Here is a 21,582-nt window from a genome sequence, read left to right as displayed (position 1 = left end):
TCGACGGATACAAAAAAGGGCGCCACCAGCGCCCTTTCTTCTATTACATGTCAATTTCTAAAGCTTGACCCAGCCGCCGTTTTTCTGTGACGAGCGCACGCAGGCATCGATGAAAGCAACGCCCTTCAATCCGTCATCGACGGTCGGATAGATCACGGCACTGTCCGGCTTTTTGCCGTTGCGATGAGCTTCGATGGCATTGGCCGCTTCCGAATAAATCGCGGCAAAAGCTTCCAGATAACCTTCAGGATGCCCGGCCGGTACGCGGGTCACGCGGGCGCTCGCAGAACCAGTACCGGCACCGCCCCGCGTGATGAGCCGCTTTTGCTCGCCAAAAGGCGTGAACCAGAGATAGTTCGGGTCTTCCTGCGCCCATTCGACGCCGCCCTTTGTGCCATAGACGCGCAGGCGCAGCGCATTTTCATTGCCGGGCGCAACCTGACTGCACCAAAGCATGCCCTTGGCACCACCCGCAAAACGCAGCATCACATGCGCATTGTCGTCCAGGCGACGTCCTTCGACAAAACTGTCGAGATCAGCGGCAAGGCTGTCGAGCATCAGGCCGGTCACGAAGGAGGCAAGATTGAAGGCGTGCGTGCCAATATCGCCGGTCGCGCCGCCTAGCCCCGATTGTGCCGGATCGGTGCGCCAGACAGCGCCCTTGGCACCTGTCGCTTCCACCGCTTCGGTCAGCCAGTCCTGCGCATATTCCACCTGCACGACACGAAGATCGCCAAGATCGCCATTGGCGATCATCTCGCGGGCCTGCCGCACCATTGGATAGCCGGTGTAATTATGCGTGAGAACAAACAAGGCACCGCTTTCATCGGCGACCTTTTTCAACTTCTTCGCATCGGCAAGCGTCGAGGTCAGCGGCTTGTCGCAGATGACGTGAATGCCACGCCGCAGAAACTCCTTGGCAGCTTCATAGTGAACGTGGTTCGGCGTTACGATGGAAACGGCTTCAATGCCGTTTTTCAGCCGCGCCTCCCGAGTGGCCATGTCCTTGTAGCTGGAATAGATGCGGTCTTCGGCCAGCCCCAGTTCACGTCCCGAGGCCTGCGCCTTTTCCGCTGATGACGACAAAGCGCCTGCCACCAGTTCAAACCGGTTGTCGAGACGCGCCGCCATGCGGTGCACGCCGCCGATAAACGCGCCAGCCCCACCGCCTACCATGCCGAGGCGGATACGGGGAGCAGCTGTTTCCGTGGTCTTTGCTTCGATGGTCATATCGATCCCTGTATCTTATAGGCCGAGCATACGGCGATTGGCAGCGTCATCGGTGCCGCCGGATGCGAAATCGTCAAATGCCTTGTCGGTGACGCGGATGATATGCGCCTTGACGAACTCCGCGCCTTCACGCGCTCCATCTTCAGGATGCTTCAGCGCGCATTCCCATTCGACAACGGCCCAGCCGTCAAAATCGTTCGCGGCCATCTTGGAGAATACAGCGCCGAAATCCACCTGCCCGTCACCGAGCGAGCGGAAGCGGCCTGCACGATTGACCCAGCCCTGATAGCCGCCATAGACACCTTGCCGCCCGGTCGGATTAAACTCCGCATCCTTGACGTGAAACATCTTGATGCGGTCCTTGTAGATGTCGATATTGTCCAGATAATCGAGGCACTGCAGGACATAATGCGACGGGTCGTAAAGCATATTGGCCCGCGGGTGATTTTTGACCTGCTCCAGAAACATCTCGAAGGTCACACCATCGTGCAGGTCTTCGCCCGGATGGATTTCATAGCAGATATCGACCCCGTGCTCGTCGGCATGATCGAGGATCGGCTTCCAGCGTCGGGCGAGTTCCTCAAATGCGGTTTCGACCAGACCGGCAGGACGCTGCGGCCATGGATAGACAAACGGCCAGGCCAGCGCGCCGGAAAAGGTTGCATGCGCGCCGATGCCGAGATTGCGCGAGGCGCGGATCGCCATCTTTACCTGCTCGACTGCCCAGGCCTGACGCGCCTTGGGATTGCCGCGCACCTCCGGCACTGCGAAACCGTCGAAAGCTTCATCATAGGCCGGGTGCACCGCAACGAGCTGGCCCTGCAAGTGGGTCGAAAGCTCCGTGACTTCGACGCCGTTCTGGCGAGCGACCCCGGCGAATTCGTCGCAATAATCCTTCGATTCAGAAGCCTTTTTCAGATCGATCAGTTGGCTGGCCCATGTGGGAACCTGAACCCCGGCATAGCCTTTTTCGGCAGCCCATTTGGTGATGCCATCCCATGTGTTGAACGGCGCTTCATCGCCTGCAAACTGCCCAAGAAAAATCCCGGGGCCCTTGATCGTCTTCATCAAATTTCTCCTGAATATGCTCGGACCCCGCCATCAACCGGCATCGAGCAATTTGAGAGCGCGCTTCGCGCTGCATATCGGGAATGAAAAGAAAAGCCGTGCGCCCGCTTAGACAGGCGCACGGTCTTCAAGCACCTTAGAACGGCGAATCCGGGAAATAGAAATCCTTCGCATTGTCCTTGGTGACGAGTGTTGCATCGAGGATGTAGCTACCGCTCACAGGAATCTGGTCATAGAAATGACCGGCGGCGAGTTCCATGGCAGTTGAAACCATTGCTGGCGGATAGAGAACATCAACCGGCACAAGCTTGTCGCCATCCATCACCTTCTTGATCATGTCCTTGGAGCCTGCACCGCCCACAACATACTGGATGTCGCTGCGGTTGGCCTGCTTGATGGCTTCGAGAACGCCGACAAGCATGTCGTCATCCTGTGCCCAGACCACATCGATCTTCGGGTATTTGGTCAGGAAGTCCTGCATGACGCGGAATGCATCGTCGCGGTTCCAGTTGCCATACTGGCGGTCCAGAACCTTCACGTTGGAGCCTTCAATGCCCTTGTCGAAACCGTCCTGACGCTGCTGATCGATCGGGATCGGCAGACCGCGAATGACGACGACTTGCGCATCGGGCGTGGTCTTCTTGATATATTCGCCGGCGACCTGTCCGAGTGCCGGGTTGTTACCGGCCACATAGAGATCGCGGATGGAATTGTCGTTGCTGCTCGGCGCACGGTCGACCAGAGCGACAAAGGTTCCCTTGTCCTTGATTTCCTTGATGGCGTTGACAAGCGGATCTGGATCGGTTGGCAGAACAACCAGCCCGTCGAGGCCCTGTACGGCCAGATCCTGCAACGCATTGGCCTGCGATGCCGCATCGGGCGACGTCTTGACGATGACGTTGAGGCCCGGATGCTCAGCCATCAGAAGCTTCGCCACGCGTTCGGCGTGATAGACGACACCTGCCGTCCAGCCGTGATCGGCAGCCGGGATCGACACGCCGATCGTCACCTTCTTGTCCTGTGCGCTTGCTGCGCTGCCAAAGGCAAGCGCACCCGCCGTCAAAGCGGCGAAAGCAAGCTTCATCAAATTCCCTCGCATAGTCTTCCTCCCAGTAAACACGGGGCTCTCATTCCTCTCAGGCTGGAATCGCCCCAACAATTCCGCCAATCCTTAAAGCGTGTCATATTTTATCGTACTCGTATGACACGCTTTAAGCTTTTGTTTTCATGCATGTCTCCCAAAACCGCTTTCCGCTTTTGGGAGACATGCATTAGACCTATCTTCGCGACAGCGAACGTTGCACCAGCATGGCGATAATGATGATCGCGCCCTGAATTGCCCCGAGCAGATACTCGCTGACGAAGTTCGACAGGATCATAATGTTTCCGATGATCTCCAGAATGAACGCGCCGCAGATCGTGCCCCAGATACGGCCCACGCCGCCGCGCATCACTGTACCGCCGACGACGACAGCGGTAATGGCATTCAGTTCCCACATCATGCCGGTCTGGGCCGAGGTGGAGCCGAGACGCGGCACATAAAGCAGCACCGCAACAGCCACGCACAACCCTTGCACCACATAAGCAACAGTGCGCACCTTCTTGACCGAGATACCGGAATAGCGCGCCACATCTTCGTTGGAACCTGCCGCCAGCAAATGACGGCCATAGCGTGTGCGATAAAGCACAAAAGCTGCTAGCGCCGCCGTCGCAAAGATGAAGATAACGGGGACCGGAATACCAGCTATGTGTCCGTAGTAAACCGGGCGATACATGGCCTGAATTTCGGAATTGCGAAGAGTGATCGCGCCGCCCTGTGACAGCCAAGTCGTCAAACCTCTGTAGATACCCATGGTTCCAAGCGTTGCAATGAAAGGCTCAATTCCGCCAACCGTCGTTATCAGCCCGTTCAACAGACCGCAGGCTGCACCGACCATCAATGCCAGCATTACGGCCGCAATCAGCATCATCACCGGATCGGCAATCACCCCACTATTCATGAACAGGATCATGATGCTGGCGACGAAAGCCACCATTGATCCTACTGACAGGTCCAGACAGCCCGAAGAGATTACGTAGGTCGCGCCCACTGCAATAATCGCGATAAATGCAGCGCGTGTCATGACATTGAGTAAATTGTCTAGGCCTATGAAATTCGGACTAGCGATAGCACCAAGTACAAGCAGCAAGGCGAGCGCAATGAACGGGGCAATCGCCCTTAAATCCCAATCCTTGGATGTTCTCGCCACTGAGCTTTTATCGGTCGCAACCTGTGTCATCTACTTCCCACTTTATTGTTTTTATGCGGCATTTTCGGCTTCTACGCCGGTTGCAAGCACGACGATGTCATGTTCCGTCATACGGTCGCTTGTCACCTCACCGGCAACCCGCCCTTCCCGCATCACGACGATGCGGTCGCAGATACCGATCAGCTCCGGCATTTCCGACGAAACCACGATTATCGATTTCCCCTCATCTGCCAGATTGGCAATGAACTGGTAGATTTGCTCCTTTGTGCCAACATCGATACCGCGTGTCGGTTCATCAATGATGACGATGGACGGATCGAGCATCATCATCTTGGCAAGCAAAAGCTTCTGCTGGTTCCCCCCCGAAAGCTGACCTGCCAGAATGTCCTTGCGGCCTGTGCGAATATCGAACTCGCGGATCGCATCATCGAGCGCAGTGCGTTCCCGGTTGCGGTCGATCTGCAAACCGCTGACGAATTTCTTCAATGAAGCTAGCGTGAGATTGACGCCCAGGTCCTTGGACAGAAGCAGCCCTTTGCCCTTCCGATCCTCACTGAGATAAACAATTCCCGCCTTCTGGCTTTCATGCGCATTGCGGAAATGAACCGGCTTGCCATTGTGGCGTGCATCCCCCTTACCGGGTCGCAGACCGACGATCCCTTCCATCAGCTCCGTGCGTCCGGCGCCGACCAGACCGGCAAAGCCGAGTATCTCGCCCCGGTTGAGATGGAAGCTCGCATTTTGCACGTAGCCGGGTACGCTGAAGTTATCGACTTCGAGAATGGCAGCGTTGTCATGCTGGCTTGCGCGGTCAGGATAAAGCTTTGAAACGTCACGACCGACCATCAGGCGGGCCATGTCCGATGGCTGCAATTCCGAAGACAAATGCGCTGAAACAAGCTTGCCATCGCGAAGCACAGTCACGCGATCGGATATTTCCTTCACTTCCGGCAGACGATGCGAGATGTAGAGGATGGCGACACCCTTCGCACGAATATCCCGGATCACTTTCAGCAGCGCCTCCGTCTCAAACGGTGTCAGCGAGGCGGTCGGTTCGTCGAAAATCACCACACGATGCGGCACCAGCAACACGCGCGCAATCTGCACGAGCTGGCGCTGTGCGATCGACAGGGAGCCGACAACTGCATCCGGATCGATATCGGCACCAAGATCACGGATGGCCTTGCGCGCACCTTCGCGCATCGACTTGTCATCGACGACCAGTCCACGGTTAAGCTCGCGACCAAGATAGATGTTCTGCGCGACGGTCAGATCGGGTGCGAGGAGAATTTCCTGATGCACCAGCACAATGCCCTGCGCTTCGGCCTCTACCGGCCCCGAGAAAGTAACCGGCTTGCCGTCGATGCGGATTTCTCCGCTCGTAGGACGCTCATTGCCTGCAAGCAACTTCATCAGCGTCGATTTCCCGGCTCCATTCTCGCCGATGATCGCATGGACTTCGCCGCCGAAAATGCGCAAATCGATATTCTTCAGAACCTGAACAGGACCGAATGATTTGGAAAGCGACACAGCTTCCAACAGTGCTGGCCCGTCATCTTTATCTGGCGCACTCATGCGCAACCGTCCACAGCGAACTGCCGCATTTTTTGCGTCTTTAATATGCTCTTTGCCGATAGTTCTGGCTGCACGTGAACTCCTCCCAAAGCGTCACGATAAAAAGTTTAGCTTTCGTTTTGAGGTACGTAAAGCAAAATATGCACTCCAAGGTGTTATCAAACCGGAGGAGCCCTGACCTTACAAGGCTTCTGCCGTTAAACAGAAAGGTTCCGATCAATCATCCTGATGGATCGGTTCATCGACAAATGTACCGCCCTGATAGACCGCGAGTGCTGAATCCGGCGCTGGTCGCGGCGTTGTCTTCTCCAGCTCGCCCCGGAAACGTTCCGCATTGTCCTTGGCGTGCCAGCCGAGAAAACGGGCGTGGCTGTTGTCCCACCACGCCGAATCGTTGTTCGAAACACCCCAGATAACGGGACATCCCAGCATCGGCGCCCGGAAAACACACTCAATCAGACCGGCGAAATCGTCATACGACATCCAGGTCGAAAGCATGCGATGATTGCGCGGCTCCTCAAAACAGGAGCCGATGCGAACGATTGCCGTCTCCTGACCGAACTTGTCATGATACATGCTGGCAATGGACTCGCCGAAGCATTTTGAAATGCCGTAAAGACCGTCTGGGCGTGTGGGCGCCTTTGCGTCGATATATTCGTCCTGTCTATAGAAACCGATCGTATGGTTTGAGCTGGCAAAAATGATACGCGGATGGCCATGCGCCCGCGCGGCTTCATACAGATTGTACATCCCGACGATATTTGCGTTGAGTATTTTGCTGAAAGACGCCTCGGTCGAAATACCACCGAGATGCAGAATACCGTCGCAACCTTCGACAAGACGCATGACTGCATCTAAATCGCCGAGGTCACATTGAACCAACTCCTCATTGAGTTTGGCTTTGCCGAGATCGGCAACGTCGGACAGGCGCAGCAGCTCGGCTTTGCCGGCCAGTTTATCTCGCATTACGCGCCCGAGTCCGCCCGCAGCACCGGTAATCAGAAGTCTTTTCACGAAAATCTCCAATCGGACGGGATAGGGCAAAATTCGACCGTTCGGCTTGTGGGCGTCAGAGCCCTCGTGAACGGTTATCTTAAGGATGGAAAAGCAGCGTCCCCTCCCAGGTACGTCGCCGCGACAACCATCATACATGTCCAAAAGTGACGGTCAACGCCGACACAGCCAGCAAACTATCGCTTCCGGCGACGGAACGGACATGATTACTGATCCGGCAACAGGCTAGTCAGATTATCGATGAGCGGCGACCGGTTGTTCTTCATCGAAACCAGCCCCAGCCGAGCCAGAAGCGGCTCGCCTTCGATTGGACGGTAAGTCACTCCGGCCAGCTTGATCTGGGCAATGGCAGCGGGAACAATCGAAACGCCAAGATCGGCGGCGACCAGGTTTACGACCGACGGCATCTGCGGTGCTTCCTGCGCGACGATCATTTCAAAGCCGGCATTCCGGCAAGCCTCAACCACATCGTCGTAAAGGCTAAGCCCCACAATACGCGGGAAAAGCACAAATGCCTCGTTTGCCAATGCTGAAATCGGCAGCTTGGGATGAACCGCAAGCGGATGATGGCTCGGCAGGGCGATCAGCATCGGCTCATCAGCCAGCCGTTTCACGCGCACATCCTTGGGGTTTTCCAAACCGGGTCGGATGAAGGCGGCGTCCACTTCCCCCCTGACCAGCTTTTCCATCAGAAGATGGCTGTTCATCTCCGTCAGGGTCAGCCGGACATCGGGCCATCTGGCGCGAAATTTACGGATCGTGCCGCTGACGACCGGATTGAAGGCAGACGAAGCGGTAAAGCCCAATGCCAGCCTGCCGGTTTCTCCCCGCGCCGCGCCTTGTGCTGCGAGCTTCGCCTTCTCGGCGGCAGCAAGAGAAGCCTTCGCTTCACCAAGAAAAGCCGTTCCTGCTGCGGTCAGTTCGGCTCCATGCGGCACGCGATGAAATAGCGCAACACCGATCTCGTTTTCGAGGTCGCGTATCTGCTGGCTGAGCGGTGGCTGGCCGATACCGAGCTTCGCAGCCGCACGTGTAAAATTGCCCTCTTCGGCCACAGCCAGAAAATAACGCAGATGACGCAGTTCCATCGCCATATCCAAAAGCTATTACAATCGTCACTTCCATATATTGGACAAATGAAACATCTTTGACTAGATCAAAAAGCGGGAGGATTTGAAAAGGCAAAGTCATGTCACGCCTCGCAGAACGCAGCCTCGACAGCGTCAGAACACCGGAAAGCCAGCTCAAGCTCGTTTCAGCTCCCACGGCAACCGAACAGAAAAATTATCTCGTCAAGGGCACGCCGGCATTCCGCAATGCGAGCATCGCGCTGTTCCTGTCCGGCTTTGCGACCTTCTCCCTGCTTTACTGCGTCCAGCCGCTAATGCCGCTTTTCGCGCATGATTTTAACATCACGCCTGCAGCCAGCTCCTTGTCGCTTTCTGTTTCGACAGGCTTTCTAGCCTTTGCAATTTTCTGTGCCGCAGCTGTATCCGAACGCTTCGGACGCAGGACACTGATGTTCGCCTCGCTTCTCGGCTCCGCACTCTGCACAATAGCCAGTGCATTGGTGCCGGACTGGCATATGCTGCTCGTCATTCGCGCCCTGCAGGGCCTGCTGCTTGGCGGCGTGCCTGCGGTCGCCATGACCTATCTGGCGGAAGAAATCGACCCGCGTGGCCTTGGCGCGTCAATGGGACTTTATATTGCTGGCAATGCATTCGGCGGCATGGCGGGCCGTGTCATCGCCGGAACGCTCGCAGAGTATTTCTCCTGGCGCGTCGGCCTGGCAGGTATGGGCCTGCTGGGACTAGCCGCATCCATTGGTTTCCTCCTCCTGCTGCCCGCCTCGCAGAACTTCGTCCCGCGTCCCGGCTTCAATGCACGGTTTCACCTCGGCGCGTGGATCGGTCACATCCGCAACCCGGCCTTGCCACTGCTCTTTGCCATTGGCTTTCTCGTGATGGGTTCGTTCGTCACCATCTATAACTATATCGGTTTCCGCCTCGTGACGGCGCCTTATAGCCTCAGCCAGACAGCGCTCGGCGCCATTTTCACGGTCTATCTGTTCGGCATTGCAGCTTCATGGCTTGCTGGCAGAATGGGCGACAGGCTCGGCTATTTCACCGTGCTTCCCATCGGGCTTGCCATACAGGCTGCGGGCTGTCTTCTGACCCTCTTTGCACCGCTGCCTGTCATCATTGTGGGTATCATCCTCGTGACAGTCGGCTTCTTCGTCAGCCATTCGGTCGCCAGCGCTCTGGTCGGTCGGCTGGCACTCCACACAAAGGGACATGCGTCATCGCTCTATCTGCTCGCCTACTATCTCGGCTCCAGTGTTGCCGGTGCAGCAGGCGGCTATTTCTGGGTTGCGGATGGATGGTCTGCGGTTGCCGAATTCACCTTTGTCATGCTTGCCATTGCGTTCGCAGCGGCACTGGGTGCAGCCCGCCTGTCAAGCCGAAACTGAGATTGGACAAAAAGATAAAATTTTATGGAACCATCTTCATTCCAGCGCGTTCATGCGGCTCGGAAGGAGAATGATTGCATGCAAATTGTCGATGCTCTGGTCAAAAGATGCGGCAAGGAAAATTCCTATCAGGTAGAATTCATCGGTGAAGATGGCGAAACTGTTTGCGTATCCTTCCGCCACGATTCCGAGGAAGAGTTGAGCCACCACGACGCCATTGCGAGCGCGCTTGCCAAGATGGCGCCGCTCACAGCTTATGGTGCAGCGTTCATCAGCATCCTGTCGGCCAACAAGTTGAACACGGCCGCCACAGCGGCCTGATAAGTTCCAATAGGAAAGCCCTGCGCTCCAGCTGGAGCGCAGGGCTTTTTGTGTCTCTTGATCTGCCTTTTTGAACCGCTTTGGGATTGATATCCTTCTGAAAATTGCCTAGCTGCTTGACAGGAGCGAAGCAATTGACGGAGGTTCGGACATGAGCGAATTGGCCGACTGGCTATCGGACACACATCCGGTCACACGAAAGAATGCGGCTGAAGTTGTATTCGACGATATTCGCTCGGCCATCACATCCGGTCGCCTTGCCGTGGGCACCCGCCTGCCCTCTGAAACTCAACTCGCTGGCCGGTTCGGTGTCAGCCGCCCAATCGTGCGCGAGGCGCTGCGGTCACTACAGACACTGGGCCTCACCCAGACCCGAACAGGTAGTGGCACCTACGTCCTGAATGCTTCCCCCGCGAGCGAACTGAGTTATGGCGGCTATTCCGCGCGTGATCTGATCGAGGCACGCCCGTTCATCGAAGTGCCGGCGGCAGGTTGGGCAGCTTTACGACGCAGCGCCGAACAACTCGCCAACCTGCTTGAACTTTGCGACAAGATGGACCGCCAGACGGACCCACAGAAATGGGAATTGCTCGATTCCGAATTTCACTGCGCGATTGCCGAGGCTTCCGGAAACACGGTCTTCTCCAAGATTGTCGCTGATGCCCGCGAGGCGCTGATCCAGCAATCTGAACTCGTCAACCTGATGTCTGGCCGCCGCGAAGCTTCGAATGTCGAACATCGCCTGATTGTCGAAGCTATTGAGGCGGGATCGGAAACTGATGCCCGCGCTGCGATGGAAGCGCATCTGAGCAAAGTCAAGACTGCTGTAACGACGATCATCGGCAAGGATGAGGTCTGACACCACAATTGCAGGACCACCGCTTTACACAGGATTCGCGCAGATTATTCATGCCAATCTGGCTTGGTGCGGCATTTTCATGCCAGATAAGCACATGCCGGTAACACTTTATTCCTGCTGATTTTTTCCCTGCCAGCCTATTTCGGAAATGCATGCGATGCTTCTCATTTGAAGCCGAATACTTGACGCGCGTTCTGCGATATGCGTTAAAACCGGCTTCAAAATCTGTCATGCAGCTTTACAGAATACCCATCAAATAGGGATGAATTCCATACCCTCATTGAATGACCGGCGGCACGCCCTAATTGGCCTTTCACGCCGAACGGTCGCCTGTCGAAACCGCGCTCTCAGGGAGGAGCAATGCCGATCGAAACCATGAAGGCCACCCCGGCCGAACGCGAAGTGTTCATTGAAGAGGACCGTGGTTATCACAAAGCCCTGAAACCGCGTCAGATCCAGATGATCGCCATCGGCGGCGCAATCGGAACCGGGCTCTTTCTCGGTGCAGGCGGACGCCTCGCAATGGCAGGTCCGGCCCTGGTCTTCGTCTATGCCCTCTGCGGATTCTTTGCCTTTCTGGTGCTGCGTGCACTGGGCGAGCTCATCATGCATCGCCCCAGCTCCGGTTCCTTCGTCTCCTATGCCCGCGAATTCTACGGTGAAAAACTGGCGTTCGTGGCAGGCTGGATGTACTGGCTCAACTGGGCCATGACGTCGGTCGCGGACGTAACGGCTGTCGCGCTCTATATGAATTTTTTCAAGCACTATGTGCCGTGGCTGCAAGGCATTGACCAATGGGTGTTCGCACTGACGGCCCTTGTCATCGTGTTGTCGATGAACCTTCTGTCGGTGAAAGTGTTTGGCGAGCTGGAATTCTGGTTCAGTCTCGTCAAGGTCATTGCGCTCGTGACCTTTCTGGTTGTCGGCATTTACTTCGTTGTCTCCGGCACGCCGATTGACGGTCATTCGGCTGGCTTCAGCATCATCACGGATAGCGGAGGCCTTTTCCCGAACGGCATATTGCCTGCATTCATCATCATCCAGGGTGTGGTTTTCGCTTATGCATCCATTGAGTTGCTGGGTACCACAGCGGGAGAAACCGAAGACCCGCGCAAGGTCATGCCCCGCGCAATCCGCACCGTGGTCTTCCGCCTTCTCGTCTTTTATGTAGGTTCTGTTCTGCTGCTCTCGCTGCTTCTTCCCTACACAGCCTATTCTGCTGGCGAGAGCCCGTTTGTGACCTTCTTCGGCAAGATCGGCGTCGAAGGTGCGGATATCATCATGAACCTCGTCGTCCTGACTGCGGTTCTGTCGTCGCTGAATGCCGGGCTTTATTCCACCGGGCGCATCCTGCACTCCATGGCCATTTCCGGCTCGGCGCCAGCCTCACTGGCCAAGATGAACAAGAACGGCGTTCCCTATATGGGCATCGCGGTTACCGCTGTCGTCACTGTCATCGGTGTTGTTCTCAATGCTGTCGTGCCTGCGGCAGCCTTTGAAATCGCGCTTAATCTCTCCGCACTCGGCATCATCACGGCATGGGGTGTTATCGTCCTTTGTCAGCTGAAACTTTGGCACCTTGCGCGTCGCGGCGAAATCGTGCGCCCGGATTTCCGAATGTTCGGTGCACCTTACACCGGCATCCTCACACTCGCATTCCTGCTTGGCGTGCTTGTCCTGATGGCGCTCGACTATCCAGTCGGCACATGGACGATTGCTTCACTGGCAATCATCGGCCCTGCCCTCATCCTCGGCTGGTATATGATGCGTGAACGCATCCATCGACTTGCTACCGAACGTGCTGTAGACGCCAGCATTCCCGGTAAGTGAGAGGATTCGGAAATATGACGCTTGCAAAGCCTTCCATAGCGGTGATCGCCACTGGCGGCACCATCGCCAGCAAGCGTGGGGAAGACGGAGCAAGCACACCGGTCCTGTCCGGTGAGGATCTGCTGGAATTCGTACCGGGCCTTGAAGCGGAGCTTCGCCCGGTCGACCTGATGGCGAAGGATTCTGCAAGCCTCACCCTTTCCGACATGCAGCGCATCAGCGATTCCGTCGGTTCCTGCCTCAAGGATGGCGACGTCGACGGCATCGTCGTCCTGCACGGAACGGATGCCATGGAAGAAACGGCGCTGCTGGTGCATCTGCAGCGCCGCATCAGCAAACCCGTGATTTTCACCGGAGCACAGTTTACCGCCGACCACCCGCAGGCGGATGGGCCGGAAAATCTCGCCACCGCCATTCGGCTTGCCTGCGATCCGGCCAATGCCGACAAAGGCGTCCTTATTGCCTTCGGTGGACGGATCGTACCGGCTTGGGGGGCATACAAGTTCAGCAGCGACAGCGCCGACGCCTTCCGCTCTGCACGTATGATCCCTATCCAGAGCCCGACGCTTCCCGCTCCTGTCGGTGACCGCCGGATCGACACGATTGCCATTTATCCCGGCTGCGATGCCCTCCACATAGAGGCGAGCATTGCAGCCGGTGCCAGCGGCATCGTTCTTGCAGCGCTCGGTTCGGGCAATACCACACCCTGCGTTGTCGAAGCTGTCCGCGAATGCTCGCGCCGCAATATTCCCGTTGCAGTTTCAAGCCGCGTACCGGAAGGCCTATTGACACCCGGCTATGGCGGCGGCGGCGGCGGATATGATCTTGGCGAAGCTGGAGCCATTCACGCACATACGCTTCGCCCGGGTCAGGCGCGCATCCTGCTTGCCGCATTGATCGCGAGTGGCAGCTCAAAGGATGCGATGGTTCACGCTTTCAGCGACGACCGATAAGCAGGTCAGCCCGGAAACTGGCGGTAGCATTCTTCCGCCACCTGCCGCAGCCGTTCGCGCGAAATCTCGCCGCTTACTGCATAACCAAGATCGTTGTCGATCCAGTAGAAAGTTTCGACACCATCGTTTGAAGCAAAACGGAAGCTCGTATCGCGGTTATCCGGATTGCGACCGACGATCACCGAAAGCCGTTTTCCTGCCTCGTCCTCATACATGAAGAAGGCGCCCGCCTTGCCGTCAACCGGCAACAGGCGCCCACCGACAAGCTGAAAACCCAACGAGCGGAGATCGGGAACACGAAGGTCGGGTATGTCGAGCCGTTTGCCAAGCCATGTCGCAAGATGCGCCTCTTCGTTGGAAAAGACCTCAACCGGATGCCGTACTTCGCTGGCATAGATGAGATATGCCGCCTGCGACTGCTGTGGCAGAGTCTGCACGCTCGCCAATTGCGGCTCGGCTTCCGCAAACAGGCGCGCACCTGCAAAGCCGCCTGCGGCGCCGATCAACAAGGCCGCCAGAACCGCTGCGGCAACAGTGCTACGATAGGTTCGCAACTGGCGGATCCCCGCTGAGCGGATCATTCCGGGATCGTCGTTCTTTGCCTCGGCATAACCGGAAAAGAGTTGCCTGATACCTTCGTTCTGTCTGCGCCATTCGGCAGCCAGCGCCGCCTGCTCGGGGTTGCTTTCAAGAAGCCCGGCAATGCGCGCATGTTCTGCTTCGGACAATTGCCCGTCGACAAAGCCGAGCAGTTCCGCTTCGGTTATGGGAGAATTGCGTTCTGTCATCGGTTTCTCCGAAGCGTTACAATATTCGAGCCGCTCATATGTTCGGCAACGCGATGTCTTGCCCGTGAAAGCCGCGACATGACCGTTCCGACAGGTATGCCCAGCATTTCCGCCGCCTCGCCATAGCTGTAGCCTTCGACGACGATGAGCATCAGCACGGCGCGGTTATCGTCCGGCAGGGTGTTGATCGCCTCTTCAAGCTGCTGCAGCTGGAACGGATCCGTCTCCGTCGCAGCGACACTGACATTTTCCACAGCATCCAGCGTTTCATGTCGGGTCCGGGCGCGGCTTTTGTAGCCATTGCGATAGAGGTTGGTCATCATCGTGAGTATCCACCCACGCAGATTGAGGCCACGCCACTGGCCGCGCCGCGACAACGCCTTCGCCACGCAATCCTGCAAAAGGTCCTCGCCTTCGGCATCGGACTGAGCAAGGCTACGCGAATAACGCCGCATGACCGGCAGGAGGGCCAGAAGCTGGCCCTCGAAGCTTTCGGGAGCAGGATGGCTCACATCGGCCTCATGGCTTTGCTGCGTGCCAGACTCCATTAACGCCGTCTCCGGTGACATCGCCGGGCTTCTTGTCCTTCACCCAGTAATAGAGCGGCATTCCGTCTTTCGCCCATTGCTCGCTGCCATCCTTGCGCTTGACCAGCGTATATGCGCCGGAAGCCTTTGCTCCCTTCATCGCCATGAAGGGCGGCCAGTTCTTTGCGCAAGTATCATAGCAGCTGGATTCACCCTTGCTATCCTTGTCGAAAGTGTAGAGCGTCATATCCTTGGCGCCTGCCAGCACCTGCCCCTTCGAGCTTTCCATCGTCTTGACGGATGGCGCGGCCAGCGCGGCTGACGCCGCCACGGTAGCGATTGCCAGTACGGACATAAAACCAAACGTTTTCATGATCTGCCTCACGGGGTTCCAATCGCGACATGCGATATGGAGATAAGACAATCGACGACCGCGATTTATTCCCGAAGCCGCAAATATTTTTCCGTTCCTGCATCTGAGTGCCATCAAACCCATTGATTAGCATGTTCTAAACATTATATATAGCTACACATATAATAGATAGCTATACAATGTCTCAGTCAAAACATGATCTCGAAGCGGCTTTCACGATGGAGCTTTCCACGGCCGCGCGCAAAATGCGTAACCTGTTCGATTCCCGCGTCCGGGAACGCGGGCTGACGCTGGCACGTGCCCGCGTACTCCTGCTTCTCGCCCAGCAGCGCGACTGGAACCAGCGCGAGCTGGCAGATGCTCTGGAAATCGAGCACCCTTCCGTGGTCCGCCTTCTGGATGGCCTTGAAAAGCAGGGGTTGATCTATCGCGCCGCAGTTGAAAGCGATCGCCGCGCGAAACGTATTGAGCTGACGGGTGAGGCGCAGGCGCAGGTGCGCGAGTTACAGGAAATCACCCGCAACATCCGGTCGGAGCTCTTGCAAAAGTTCGATCCGAAGTCACTTGAAACTGCCCTTACTGTTCTTCAGGAAATCAGCCAAACGGTGGAAACGACACTCGCGGGGAAAGACCGCTAGAACCATGTCGGAAGAAGACAACGATCAGCAAGGACAACAGGCTTCCCCGGCAAGCCAACCGGCTGCAACGCCTGCCGTTCCGCATATGCCGGTTTACATGTCCGCTATCTACATCGCCGCGTCTGTCCTCATGTGGTCGACGCGCGGTCTCAGCATGTATTTCATCTCGGCCAACACGCAGCAGATACAGGGATCACTTGGCGCAACGCTGACGGAAACCTCATGGCTGATCGCAGCCTATATGGCTCCCTATGCCAGCCTGACGATCCTTCTCATCAAGATACGCACCCAGTTCGGTCTGCGCCGCTTTGCGGAAATCGCGATTGCCGTTTTCCTGATTTCTTCCCTGCTGCATCTGCTTGTCTATGATATCTGGTCGGCGATCCCGATCCGCTTCATTGCGGGCGCTGCTGCGGCGCCGATCTCGACCATCGGCTTTCTTTACATGCTCGAAGCCTTTCCGCCCGCCAAGAAAATGACTTGGGGCCTCAGCCTTGCGCTCACCTGTTCGGCTGCAGCAGGCCCACTGGCGCGTGTCATCTCACCGCTACTTTTCGATATCGGCCAATGGCAGCAGCTCTATATGGTCGAAATCGGCCTGTCGCTCGCAGCCTTCGCCGTCGTCTATATCCTGCCGATGACACAAGCGCCGCGTGCAAAAGTGTTGCACTGGCTGGATTTCGTCGCTTACGGACTGATTGCCATCGGCTTTGGGCTTCTCGCGGTCGTACTGGTTCAGGGCAAGAACTATTGGTGGTTCGAAGCCCCCTGGATCGGCATATGTCTGGCGATCTCAATCGCTGTTCTTGCCTGCGCTGCCGCAATCGAACTCAACCGCGAGCAGCCGCTGATGAACCTGCATTGGCTGTTCCAACCGGAAATCCTGCGCTTCACGCTGATCCTCTTCATATTCCGCATCGTGCTTGCCGAGCAGACAACCGGTGCGGTCGGCCTCTTTCAGGCATTCGGCCTGCAGGACGGCCAGAGCCGTGGCCTTTATCTCGTCATTCTCGCTGCATCCTTGGCGGGGGGCATTACCTGCGGCATGTGGATGAAGCTTGAACGCGTATCGTTCATCTTCGGGCTGGCGCTGGTCTTCATCGCGGTCGGTGCCTTTCTGGACAGCCATGCCACAAACCTGACCCGCCCGCACAACGCCTATCTCAGTCAGGGCCTGATAGCCTTCGGCGGCGCTCTGTTCCTGCCCCCGGCCATGCTTGCGGGCATCACCAAGGCGCTGAAACAAGGACCGACCTACATGACGAGTTTCATCGTCATCTTCCTGTTCACGCAGAACATCGGCGGTCTTATCGGCTCTGCCGTGTTCAGCACATTCATCGCGATCCGCGAAAAGTATCATTCCGCCTATCTGGTGGAGCAACTGGTCATGTCCAACCCCGTTGTCGCCCAGCGCGTTCAGGCGCTCTCCGGCACCTATGCAAAGGTTCTGGCTGATCAGGGACTGACGAAGGCCGAAGGGCTGGCGCTTCTCGGACAACAGGTCACCAAGGAAGCGACGGTGCTGTCCTATAACGATGCTTTTCTCGCAATCTCCGTCATTGCGGGCCTCTCGCTCGTTTGCCTGATCGCCTATCGCTTCTATGAAAACATGCACACCCACCATAACGCTACTGTGGCTGGTTAAATCGACGAGTATTTGAAAATGTCAGTTGGAAAACAGTATATTCGCGGTGGTCTCGCCCTCATCATCGGCCTTGCAGGCGTTCTGATGGTGCTGTGGGCGTGGCAGTTGCCGCCTTTCAAACACACCGTCGAGACAACCGATAACGCCTATGTCCGTGGACAGGTGACGGTTATCAGTCCGCAGGTCGCCGGTTATGTCACCAAGGTCAATGTCAACGACTATCAAACAGTAAAACAGGGCGACCTACTGTTTGAGATCGACAGCCGCAGCTATCAGCAAAAGCTGGATCAGGCGCTGGCCGCACTCAACAGCAAGAAGGCAGCCCTGGCCAATTCAGAACAGAGCCAGCGTTCGGCTGAAGCGACGATCCAGTCGCGGCAGGCACAGATTTCCGGCGCCAAGGCAGCACTTGAGGTGGCCGAAGCCAATGCAAAGCGCGTCGAGGCTTTGCTGCCGCGCGGTGTGACCACGCAAAGTTCTGCCGATACGGCTCACGGAACCCTGCTTCAGGCGCAGGCCTCCGTCGAGGAAGCTCAGGCAGCGCTGGCCGTCGCACAACAGGACCTGCAGTCCATCATCGTCAATCGCGACAGCCTCAATGCCGATATCGCCAATGCGGAAGCAACCGTTGAACTGGCGCGGATCGATCTGCAGAACACCCATATCATTGCACCACGTGACGGCACGCTCGGCGAAGTGGGCGTGCGCCTCGGTCAATATGTGACAGCGGGAACGCAGCTCGTCTCCGTCGTACCAAAGATCAAATGGGTAATGGCGAATTTCAAGGAAACTCAGCTCTACGGCATGAAGATTGGCCAGCCGGTCACTTTCACCGTCGATGCGCTGCGTCATGCCGAGCTGAAGGGGCACATCGAAGCCTTCGCGCCTGCTGCCGGTTCCGAATTCAGCGTCATCAAATCCGACAATGCGACCGGCAACTTCACCAAGATCACGCAGCGCCTTTCCGTTCGCATCGCCATCAATGAAGATCAACCGGATGCGGCACGTCTAGTGCCCGGCATGTCGGTGGTCGTCCGTGTCGACACAAATGCAGAGCCAGTTGCAAACTAAAACAACCGCAACTTACGGGCATGAAACGCCTCGGCGTAGGTTTCAGGCGCGCGGCATTCCATGCCGCGTAGCCGGGCAAGCCCGCGAAAAGTTTCCGCATCGAACCAGTCCTTCGAGCGCTGCGTGCCGAAGTGTTTCATCAACAGGTCGATCTTGCGATCCATGATCGCAGCCGGTAGCGCCGAATAGGCGTTGGGCTGGCCCAGATCGCCATCCCATTTCGGGATTTCATATTCAAGGATCACCTGATCCCGAAACAGGTTCCATGTCAGCTCGTTGACCGTGCGGTGGTCCTGATGCGCATCGCCATGGCGATGAGTAAAGACCATATCCGGCTGCCCTCGCCCGCGCTGTTCGATCAGCCATTGTTTGATCTCACGGCTTTGCGCCGGGAAATAACTATCCTCGAACGAGGCAAGATGAATGTTGAAACTGTCTATCCCGCGCAGAAAATCGCGCGCGGAAGCCTCTGCCTCCGCGCGCCTTTCTTCATTTCCCGACAAAACACACCATTCCACATGCAATGGCGTGCCGCTCTCGATCAGGCTCAGAAGCGTGCCGCCGCAACCGATTTCGATATCGTCGGAATGCGCGCCCAGACAAAGCAACTGCAGCGGACGGCTCTGATTAGCGAGCGAGCGCAGATCGATCATAGCGCTATCGCGACATTGGTAGCGCGTCGTTCGGCCTCTTCCGCCTTGTGCCTCTTCCAGGGCATGTCGCCCTTTTCGACCATGTCCTCAAGCGTCTGCCAGTCGCGCAGCGTATCCATCGAGCGCCAGAAACCCTCATATTTATAGGCCATCAGCTGGTTTTCGGCGATCAGACGGCCGAATGGTTCAAGCACCAATTCTTCCCCTTCGCGCATATAGTCGAAGATTTCCTTGCGGAAGAGGAAGTAACCGCCATTGATCCAGATATCGGAGGTGTTCGAAGTCCGGAAAGCCCTCACGTCGCCGCCTTCGGCAATATCTGCAAGGTGATAGGTCAGCGGCGGGCGGACGGCGAGGAAACAGGCAATCTTGCCGCTGGCACGGAAACGTTCCGTCATGTCGTCGAGATCGACATCACTGAGCCCGTCACTGTAATTGGCAAGGAACATATCCTCATTCGCCACATGCGACCGCGCACTCCAGAGCCTCTCGCCGATATTGCGCCAGATCCCCGTATCGAGCAGCGTCACGCTCCAGTCACGATCCACTTCCTCAAGCAATTGCACATTGCGCCCGCCATCGGAAACCACACAGTCCGCGAAGGTCTGCGGGCGGATCGTCAGGAAGAAATCCTTCACGACATTGGCCTTGTAGCCCAGGCACAGAACGAACTCGTTGTGCCCGTAGTCGCTGTAATATTCCATAACGTGATGCAGGATCGGCTGATGGCCGAGCGGAATCATCGGCTTCGGGATGTTCTCCGAATATTCGCGGATTCTGGTTCCAAGACCGCCGCAGAACAGAACGACTTTCATGACTTACCGCTCCTCTGTGAGTAGTGCCGGGTCAATCAACGTGACGTGTGGGATCGGAATGATGAACTTTGCACCCCATTCGACCACGTGCTGCATCTGCCGGATGATCTCGTCCTTGAAGTTCCACGGCAGGATGAGGATGTAATCGGGCCGGTATTTGTCGATCGCCGACACATCGTAGATCGGAATGTGCATGCCCGGTGTAAAACGCCCGTGCTTGTAGGGATTGCGATCGACCGTGAAATCCAGGAAATCCGTGCCAATGCCGCAATAGTTCAGAAGCGTATTGCCCTTGCCCGGCGCGCCATAACCGCAGATGCGCTTGCCGGCATTCTTGGCTGCAATCAGGAAGGACAGGAGATCGCGCTTGGTGCGCCGGGTCTTTTCGGCAAACTGCTCATAGGTCGAAATCTCGTTGAGGCCGAAACTCTCTTCGCGCTTCAGAAGGGCGGCCACACGCGGTCCTGCCTTCCGCTTGCTGCTGTTATGCGCAAGATACACCCGGAGCGACCCGCCATGGGTTGACAGTTCCTCCACGTCGATGACCTTCAGGTGATGGCGGTGCGCCATGTACCGGATCGTCAGCAACGAGAAATACGAGAAATGCTCGTGATAGATCGTGTCAAACTGGTTTTGTTCGATAAGATTGGCGAGATGCGGAAACTCCAGCGTAATCACGCCTTCCGGCTTCAGCAACAGCTGCAGACCGCGCACAAAGTCATTGAGATCAGGGACTTGCGCCAGAACGTTGTTACCGATCAGGAGGTCGGCCTTGCGTCCTGTGCCGACCAGTTCGGCAGCGAGCGTCGAACCAAAGAAATCCACGCGCGTCGGCACGCCCTTGGCAATGGCCGTTTCTGCCACATTGCCCGCCGGTTCGATGCCGAGGATCGGGATGCCCTTCGGCAGGAAATGCTGCAGGAGATAACCGTCATTGCTGGCAATCTCGACCACGAAGCTGTTTTCGTTCAGTCCCAACCGCTCGGTTATATCGTCGCAATAGGTCTTCGCATGGCTGACCCAGCTGGTGGCGAAAGACGAGAAATAGGCATATTCAGTGAAAATCTCGGCAGGCGAGAAATACTCCTTCAACTGCACCAGATAACAATGATCGCAGACAAGCGCGTAGAGCGGGTAGTAAGGCTCCATGCGGTCGAGGCGATCCGCCGTAATGAAGCTTTCGCAAGGCGGCGACATCCCAAGATCAACAAAGGTGTGTTTGAGTAGTTTACCGCACAGGCGACAGCCGGTCTGCTCTTGCGCCATGCTCGTGCTCCGCGAAATATCCGGCGTCTGGATGGTCATACGTCGTTCCTCGCCTCAACGAACCTTCGGACTGGTCCGTTACGGGTTGATGGGGTTGAACTCCGATCCACGTCGGATAATCAAAACTACTAAGCGGCCTAAAAATTGCCGAGACTGTCATCAGGGGCGAGCCGTACATACGATCGGGCGCAACATTCACCGGACGGACTACGAGGAGTAGGTACCCGATCTTCACCC

Annotated in this window: 21 protein-coding genes; 8 read left to right on the top strand and 13 right to left on the bottom strand. The window is 56.8% G+C overall.

From position 1 onward, the window contains the following. Nucleotides 1-57 precede the first annotated feature (57 nt). The 7 genes from CES86_RS11055 to CES86_RS11025 form a co-directional block, all read right to left on the bottom strand. Entirely contained in the window at nucleotides 58-1,230 is a 1,173-nt protein-coding gene (locus CES86_RS11055; RefSeq protein WP_029927662.1) for a Gfo/Idh/MocA family protein, read from the bottom strand. Between the two features lie 15 nt (nucleotides 1,231-1,245). Further along, complete coding sequence (locus CES86_RS11050) at nucleotides 1,246-2,298, bottom strand: sugar phosphate isomerase/epimerase family protein (protein ID WP_010658607.1); 1,053 nt, start codon at nucleotides 2,296-2,298, stop codon at nucleotides 1,246-1,248. A gap of 136 nt (nucleotides 2,299-2,434) precedes the next feature. Beyond that, nucleotides 2,435-3,397 carry a substrate-binding domain-containing protein gene (locus CES86_RS11045; protein WP_012092835.1) on the bottom strand — a complete coding sequence of 321 codons (963 nt, stop codon included), beginning with the start codon at nucleotides 3,395-3,397 and terminating at the stop codon, nucleotides 2,435-2,437. Nucleotides 3,398-3,575: 178 nt separating this feature from the next. After that, the gene (locus tag CES86_RS11040) at nucleotides 3,576-4,577 is read right to left on the bottom strand and encodes an ABC transporter permease (protein ID WP_029927663.1); all 1,002 of its coding nucleotides are present in this window, start codon (nucleotides 4,575-4,577) and stop codon (nucleotides 3,576-3,578) included. A 21-nt stretch (nucleotides 4,578-4,598) separates the two neighbouring features. After that, entirely contained in the window at nucleotides 4,599-6,122 is a 1,524-nt protein-coding gene (locus CES86_RS11035; protein WP_029927665.1) for a sugar ABC transporter ATP-binding protein, read from the bottom strand. A 216-nt stretch (nucleotides 6,123-6,338) separates the two neighbouring features. Continuing rightward, nucleotides 6,339-7,136: an NAD-dependent epimerase/dehydratase family protein gene (locus CES86_RS11030; protein ID WP_029927666.1), complete on the bottom strand. Its 798-nt coding sequence runs from the start codon at nucleotides 7,134-7,136 to the stop codon at nucleotides 6,339-6,341. 206 nt (nucleotides 7,137-7,342) lie between these two features. Then, the gene (locus CES86_RS11025; protein WP_029927668.1) at nucleotides 7,343-8,224 is read right to left on the bottom strand and encodes a LysR family transcriptional regulator; all 882 of its coding nucleotides are present in this window, start codon (nucleotides 8,222-8,224) and stop codon (nucleotides 7,343-7,345) included. A 101-nt stretch (nucleotides 8,225-8,325) separates the two neighbouring features. On the opposite strand from CES86_RS11025, the gene CES86_RS11020 reads away from it, so the two are divergent. The 5 genes from CES86_RS11020 (at nucleotide 8,326) to CES86_RS11000 (ending at nucleotide 13,569) form a co-directional block, all read left to right on the top strand. Next, complete coding sequence (locus tag CES86_RS11020) at nucleotides 8,326-9,606, top strand: MFS transporter (protein ID WP_010658601.1); 1,281 nt, start codon at nucleotides 8,326-8,328, stop codon at nucleotides 9,604-9,606. A gap of 78 nt (nucleotides 9,607-9,684) precedes the next feature. Continuing rightward, a complete protein-coding gene (locus CES86_RS11015) occupies nucleotides 9,685-9,927 on the top strand; it encodes a hypothetical protein (RefSeq protein ID WP_010658600.1) in 243 nt (80 codons plus the stop codon). Nucleotides 9,928-10,078: 151 nt separating this feature from the next. Beyond that, entirely contained in the window at nucleotides 10,079-10,786 is a 708-nt protein-coding gene (locus tag CES86_RS11010; protein ID WP_029927671.1) for a FadR/GntR family transcriptional regulator, read from the top strand. A gap of 360 nt (nucleotides 10,787-11,146) precedes the next feature. Beyond that, nucleotides 11,147-12,616, top strand: a complete 1,470-nt coding sequence (locus CES86_RS11005; protein ID WP_010658598.1) for an amino acid permease — start codon at nucleotides 11,147-11,149, stop codon at nucleotides 12,614-12,616. A gap of 14 nt (nucleotides 12,617-12,630) precedes the next feature. After that, a complete protein-coding gene (locus CES86_RS11000) occupies nucleotides 12,631-13,569 on the top strand; it encodes an asparaginase (RefSeq protein ID WP_029927676.1) in 939 nt (312 codons plus the stop codon). Nucleotides 13,570-13,574: 5 nt separating this feature from the next. Here CES86_RS11000 and CES86_RS10995 read toward each other — a convergent pair whose 3' ends face one another. Genes CES86_RS10995 through CES86_RS10985 form a run of 3 tightly spaced genes read right to left on the bottom strand, consistent with a single transcriptional unit; the run spans nucleotide 13,575 to nucleotide 15,257 of the window. Beyond that, nucleotides 13,575-14,357, bottom strand: a complete 783-nt coding sequence (locus CES86_RS10995; protein ID WP_029927678.1) for an anti-sigma factor family protein — start codon at nucleotides 14,355-14,357, stop codon at nucleotides 13,575-13,577. Next, entirely contained in the window at nucleotides 14,354-14,905 is a 552-nt protein-coding gene (locus tag CES86_RS10990; RefSeq protein ID WP_029927681.1) for an RNA polymerase sigma factor, read from the bottom strand. Before CES86_RS10990 ends, CES86_RS10995 begins: the two co-directional genes overlap by 4 nt. Then, nucleotides 14,877-15,257, bottom strand: coding sequence for a COG4315 family predicted lipoprotein (locus CES86_RS10985; RefSeq protein WP_012092824.1), 381 nt, complete (start codon nucleotides 15,255-15,257; stop codon nucleotides 14,877-14,879). Before CES86_RS10985 ends, CES86_RS10990 begins: the two co-directional genes overlap by 29 nt. A 179-nt stretch (nucleotides 15,258-15,436) precedes the next feature. On the opposite strand from CES86_RS10985, the gene CES86_RS10980 reads away from it, so the two are divergent. From CES86_RS10980 to CES86_RS10970, 3 genes are read left to right on the top strand one after another with little or no spacing between them, the layout of a single operon-like run. Further along, complete coding sequence (locus tag CES86_RS10980; RefSeq protein ID WP_094514387.1) at nucleotides 15,437-15,895, top strand: MarR family winged helix-turn-helix transcriptional regulator; 459 nt, start codon at nucleotides 15,437-15,439, stop codon at nucleotides 15,893-15,895. A 4-nt stretch (nucleotides 15,896-15,899) separates the two neighbouring features. Further along, nucleotides 15,900-17,540 carry an MFS transporter gene (locus CES86_RS10975; protein ID WP_010658592.1) on the top strand — a complete coding sequence of 547 codons (1,641 nt, stop codon included), beginning with the start codon at nucleotides 15,900-15,902 and terminating at the stop codon, nucleotides 17,538-17,540. An 18-nt stretch (nucleotides 17,541-17,558) separates the two neighbouring features. Then, nucleotides 17,559-18,611: an HlyD family secretion protein gene (locus CES86_RS10970; RefSeq protein ID WP_029927685.1), complete on the top strand. Its 1,053-nt coding sequence runs from the start codon at nucleotides 17,559-17,561 to the stop codon at nucleotides 18,609-18,611. Here the strand turns inward: CES86_RS10970 and CES86_RS10965 are convergent. The 3 genes from CES86_RS10965 to CES86_RS10955 are packed head-to-tail and all read right to left on the bottom strand — an operon-like array spanning nucleotide 18,608 to nucleotide 21,384. After that, on the bottom strand, nucleotides 18,608-19,264 hold the full coding sequence (locus tag CES86_RS10965) for a PIG-L deacetylase family protein (protein ID WP_029927687.1): 657 nt from the start codon (nucleotides 19,262-19,264) through the stop codon (nucleotides 18,608-18,610). The two genes, CES86_RS10970 and CES86_RS10965, sit on opposite strands and share 4 nt — an antisense overlap. Continuing rightward, on the bottom strand, nucleotides 19,261-20,079 hold the full coding sequence (locus CES86_RS10960) for a sugar phosphate nucleotidyltransferase (protein WP_010658589.1): 819 nt from the start codon (nucleotides 20,077-20,079) through the stop codon (nucleotides 19,261-19,263). The genes CES86_RS10965 and CES86_RS10960 overlap by 4 nt, the downstream gene beginning before the upstream one ends. 3 nt (nucleotides 20,080-20,082) lie before the next feature. Next, nucleotides 20,083-21,384, bottom strand: coding sequence for a class I SAM-dependent methyltransferase (locus tag CES86_RS10955; protein WP_029927688.1), 1,302 nt, complete (start codon nucleotides 21,382-21,384; stop codon nucleotides 20,083-20,085). Between the last annotated feature and the right edge of the window lie 198 nt (nucleotides 21,385-21,582).

This window comes from Brucella lupini, from assembly GCF_002252535.1.
Classification (GTDB): domain Bacteria; phylum Pseudomonadota; class Alphaproteobacteria; order Rhizobiales; family Rhizobiaceae; genus Brucella; species Brucella anthropi.
The sequence above is the reverse complement of the archived record's forward strand: the minus strand, read 5'-3'. Positions and strand labels throughout refer to the sequence as shown.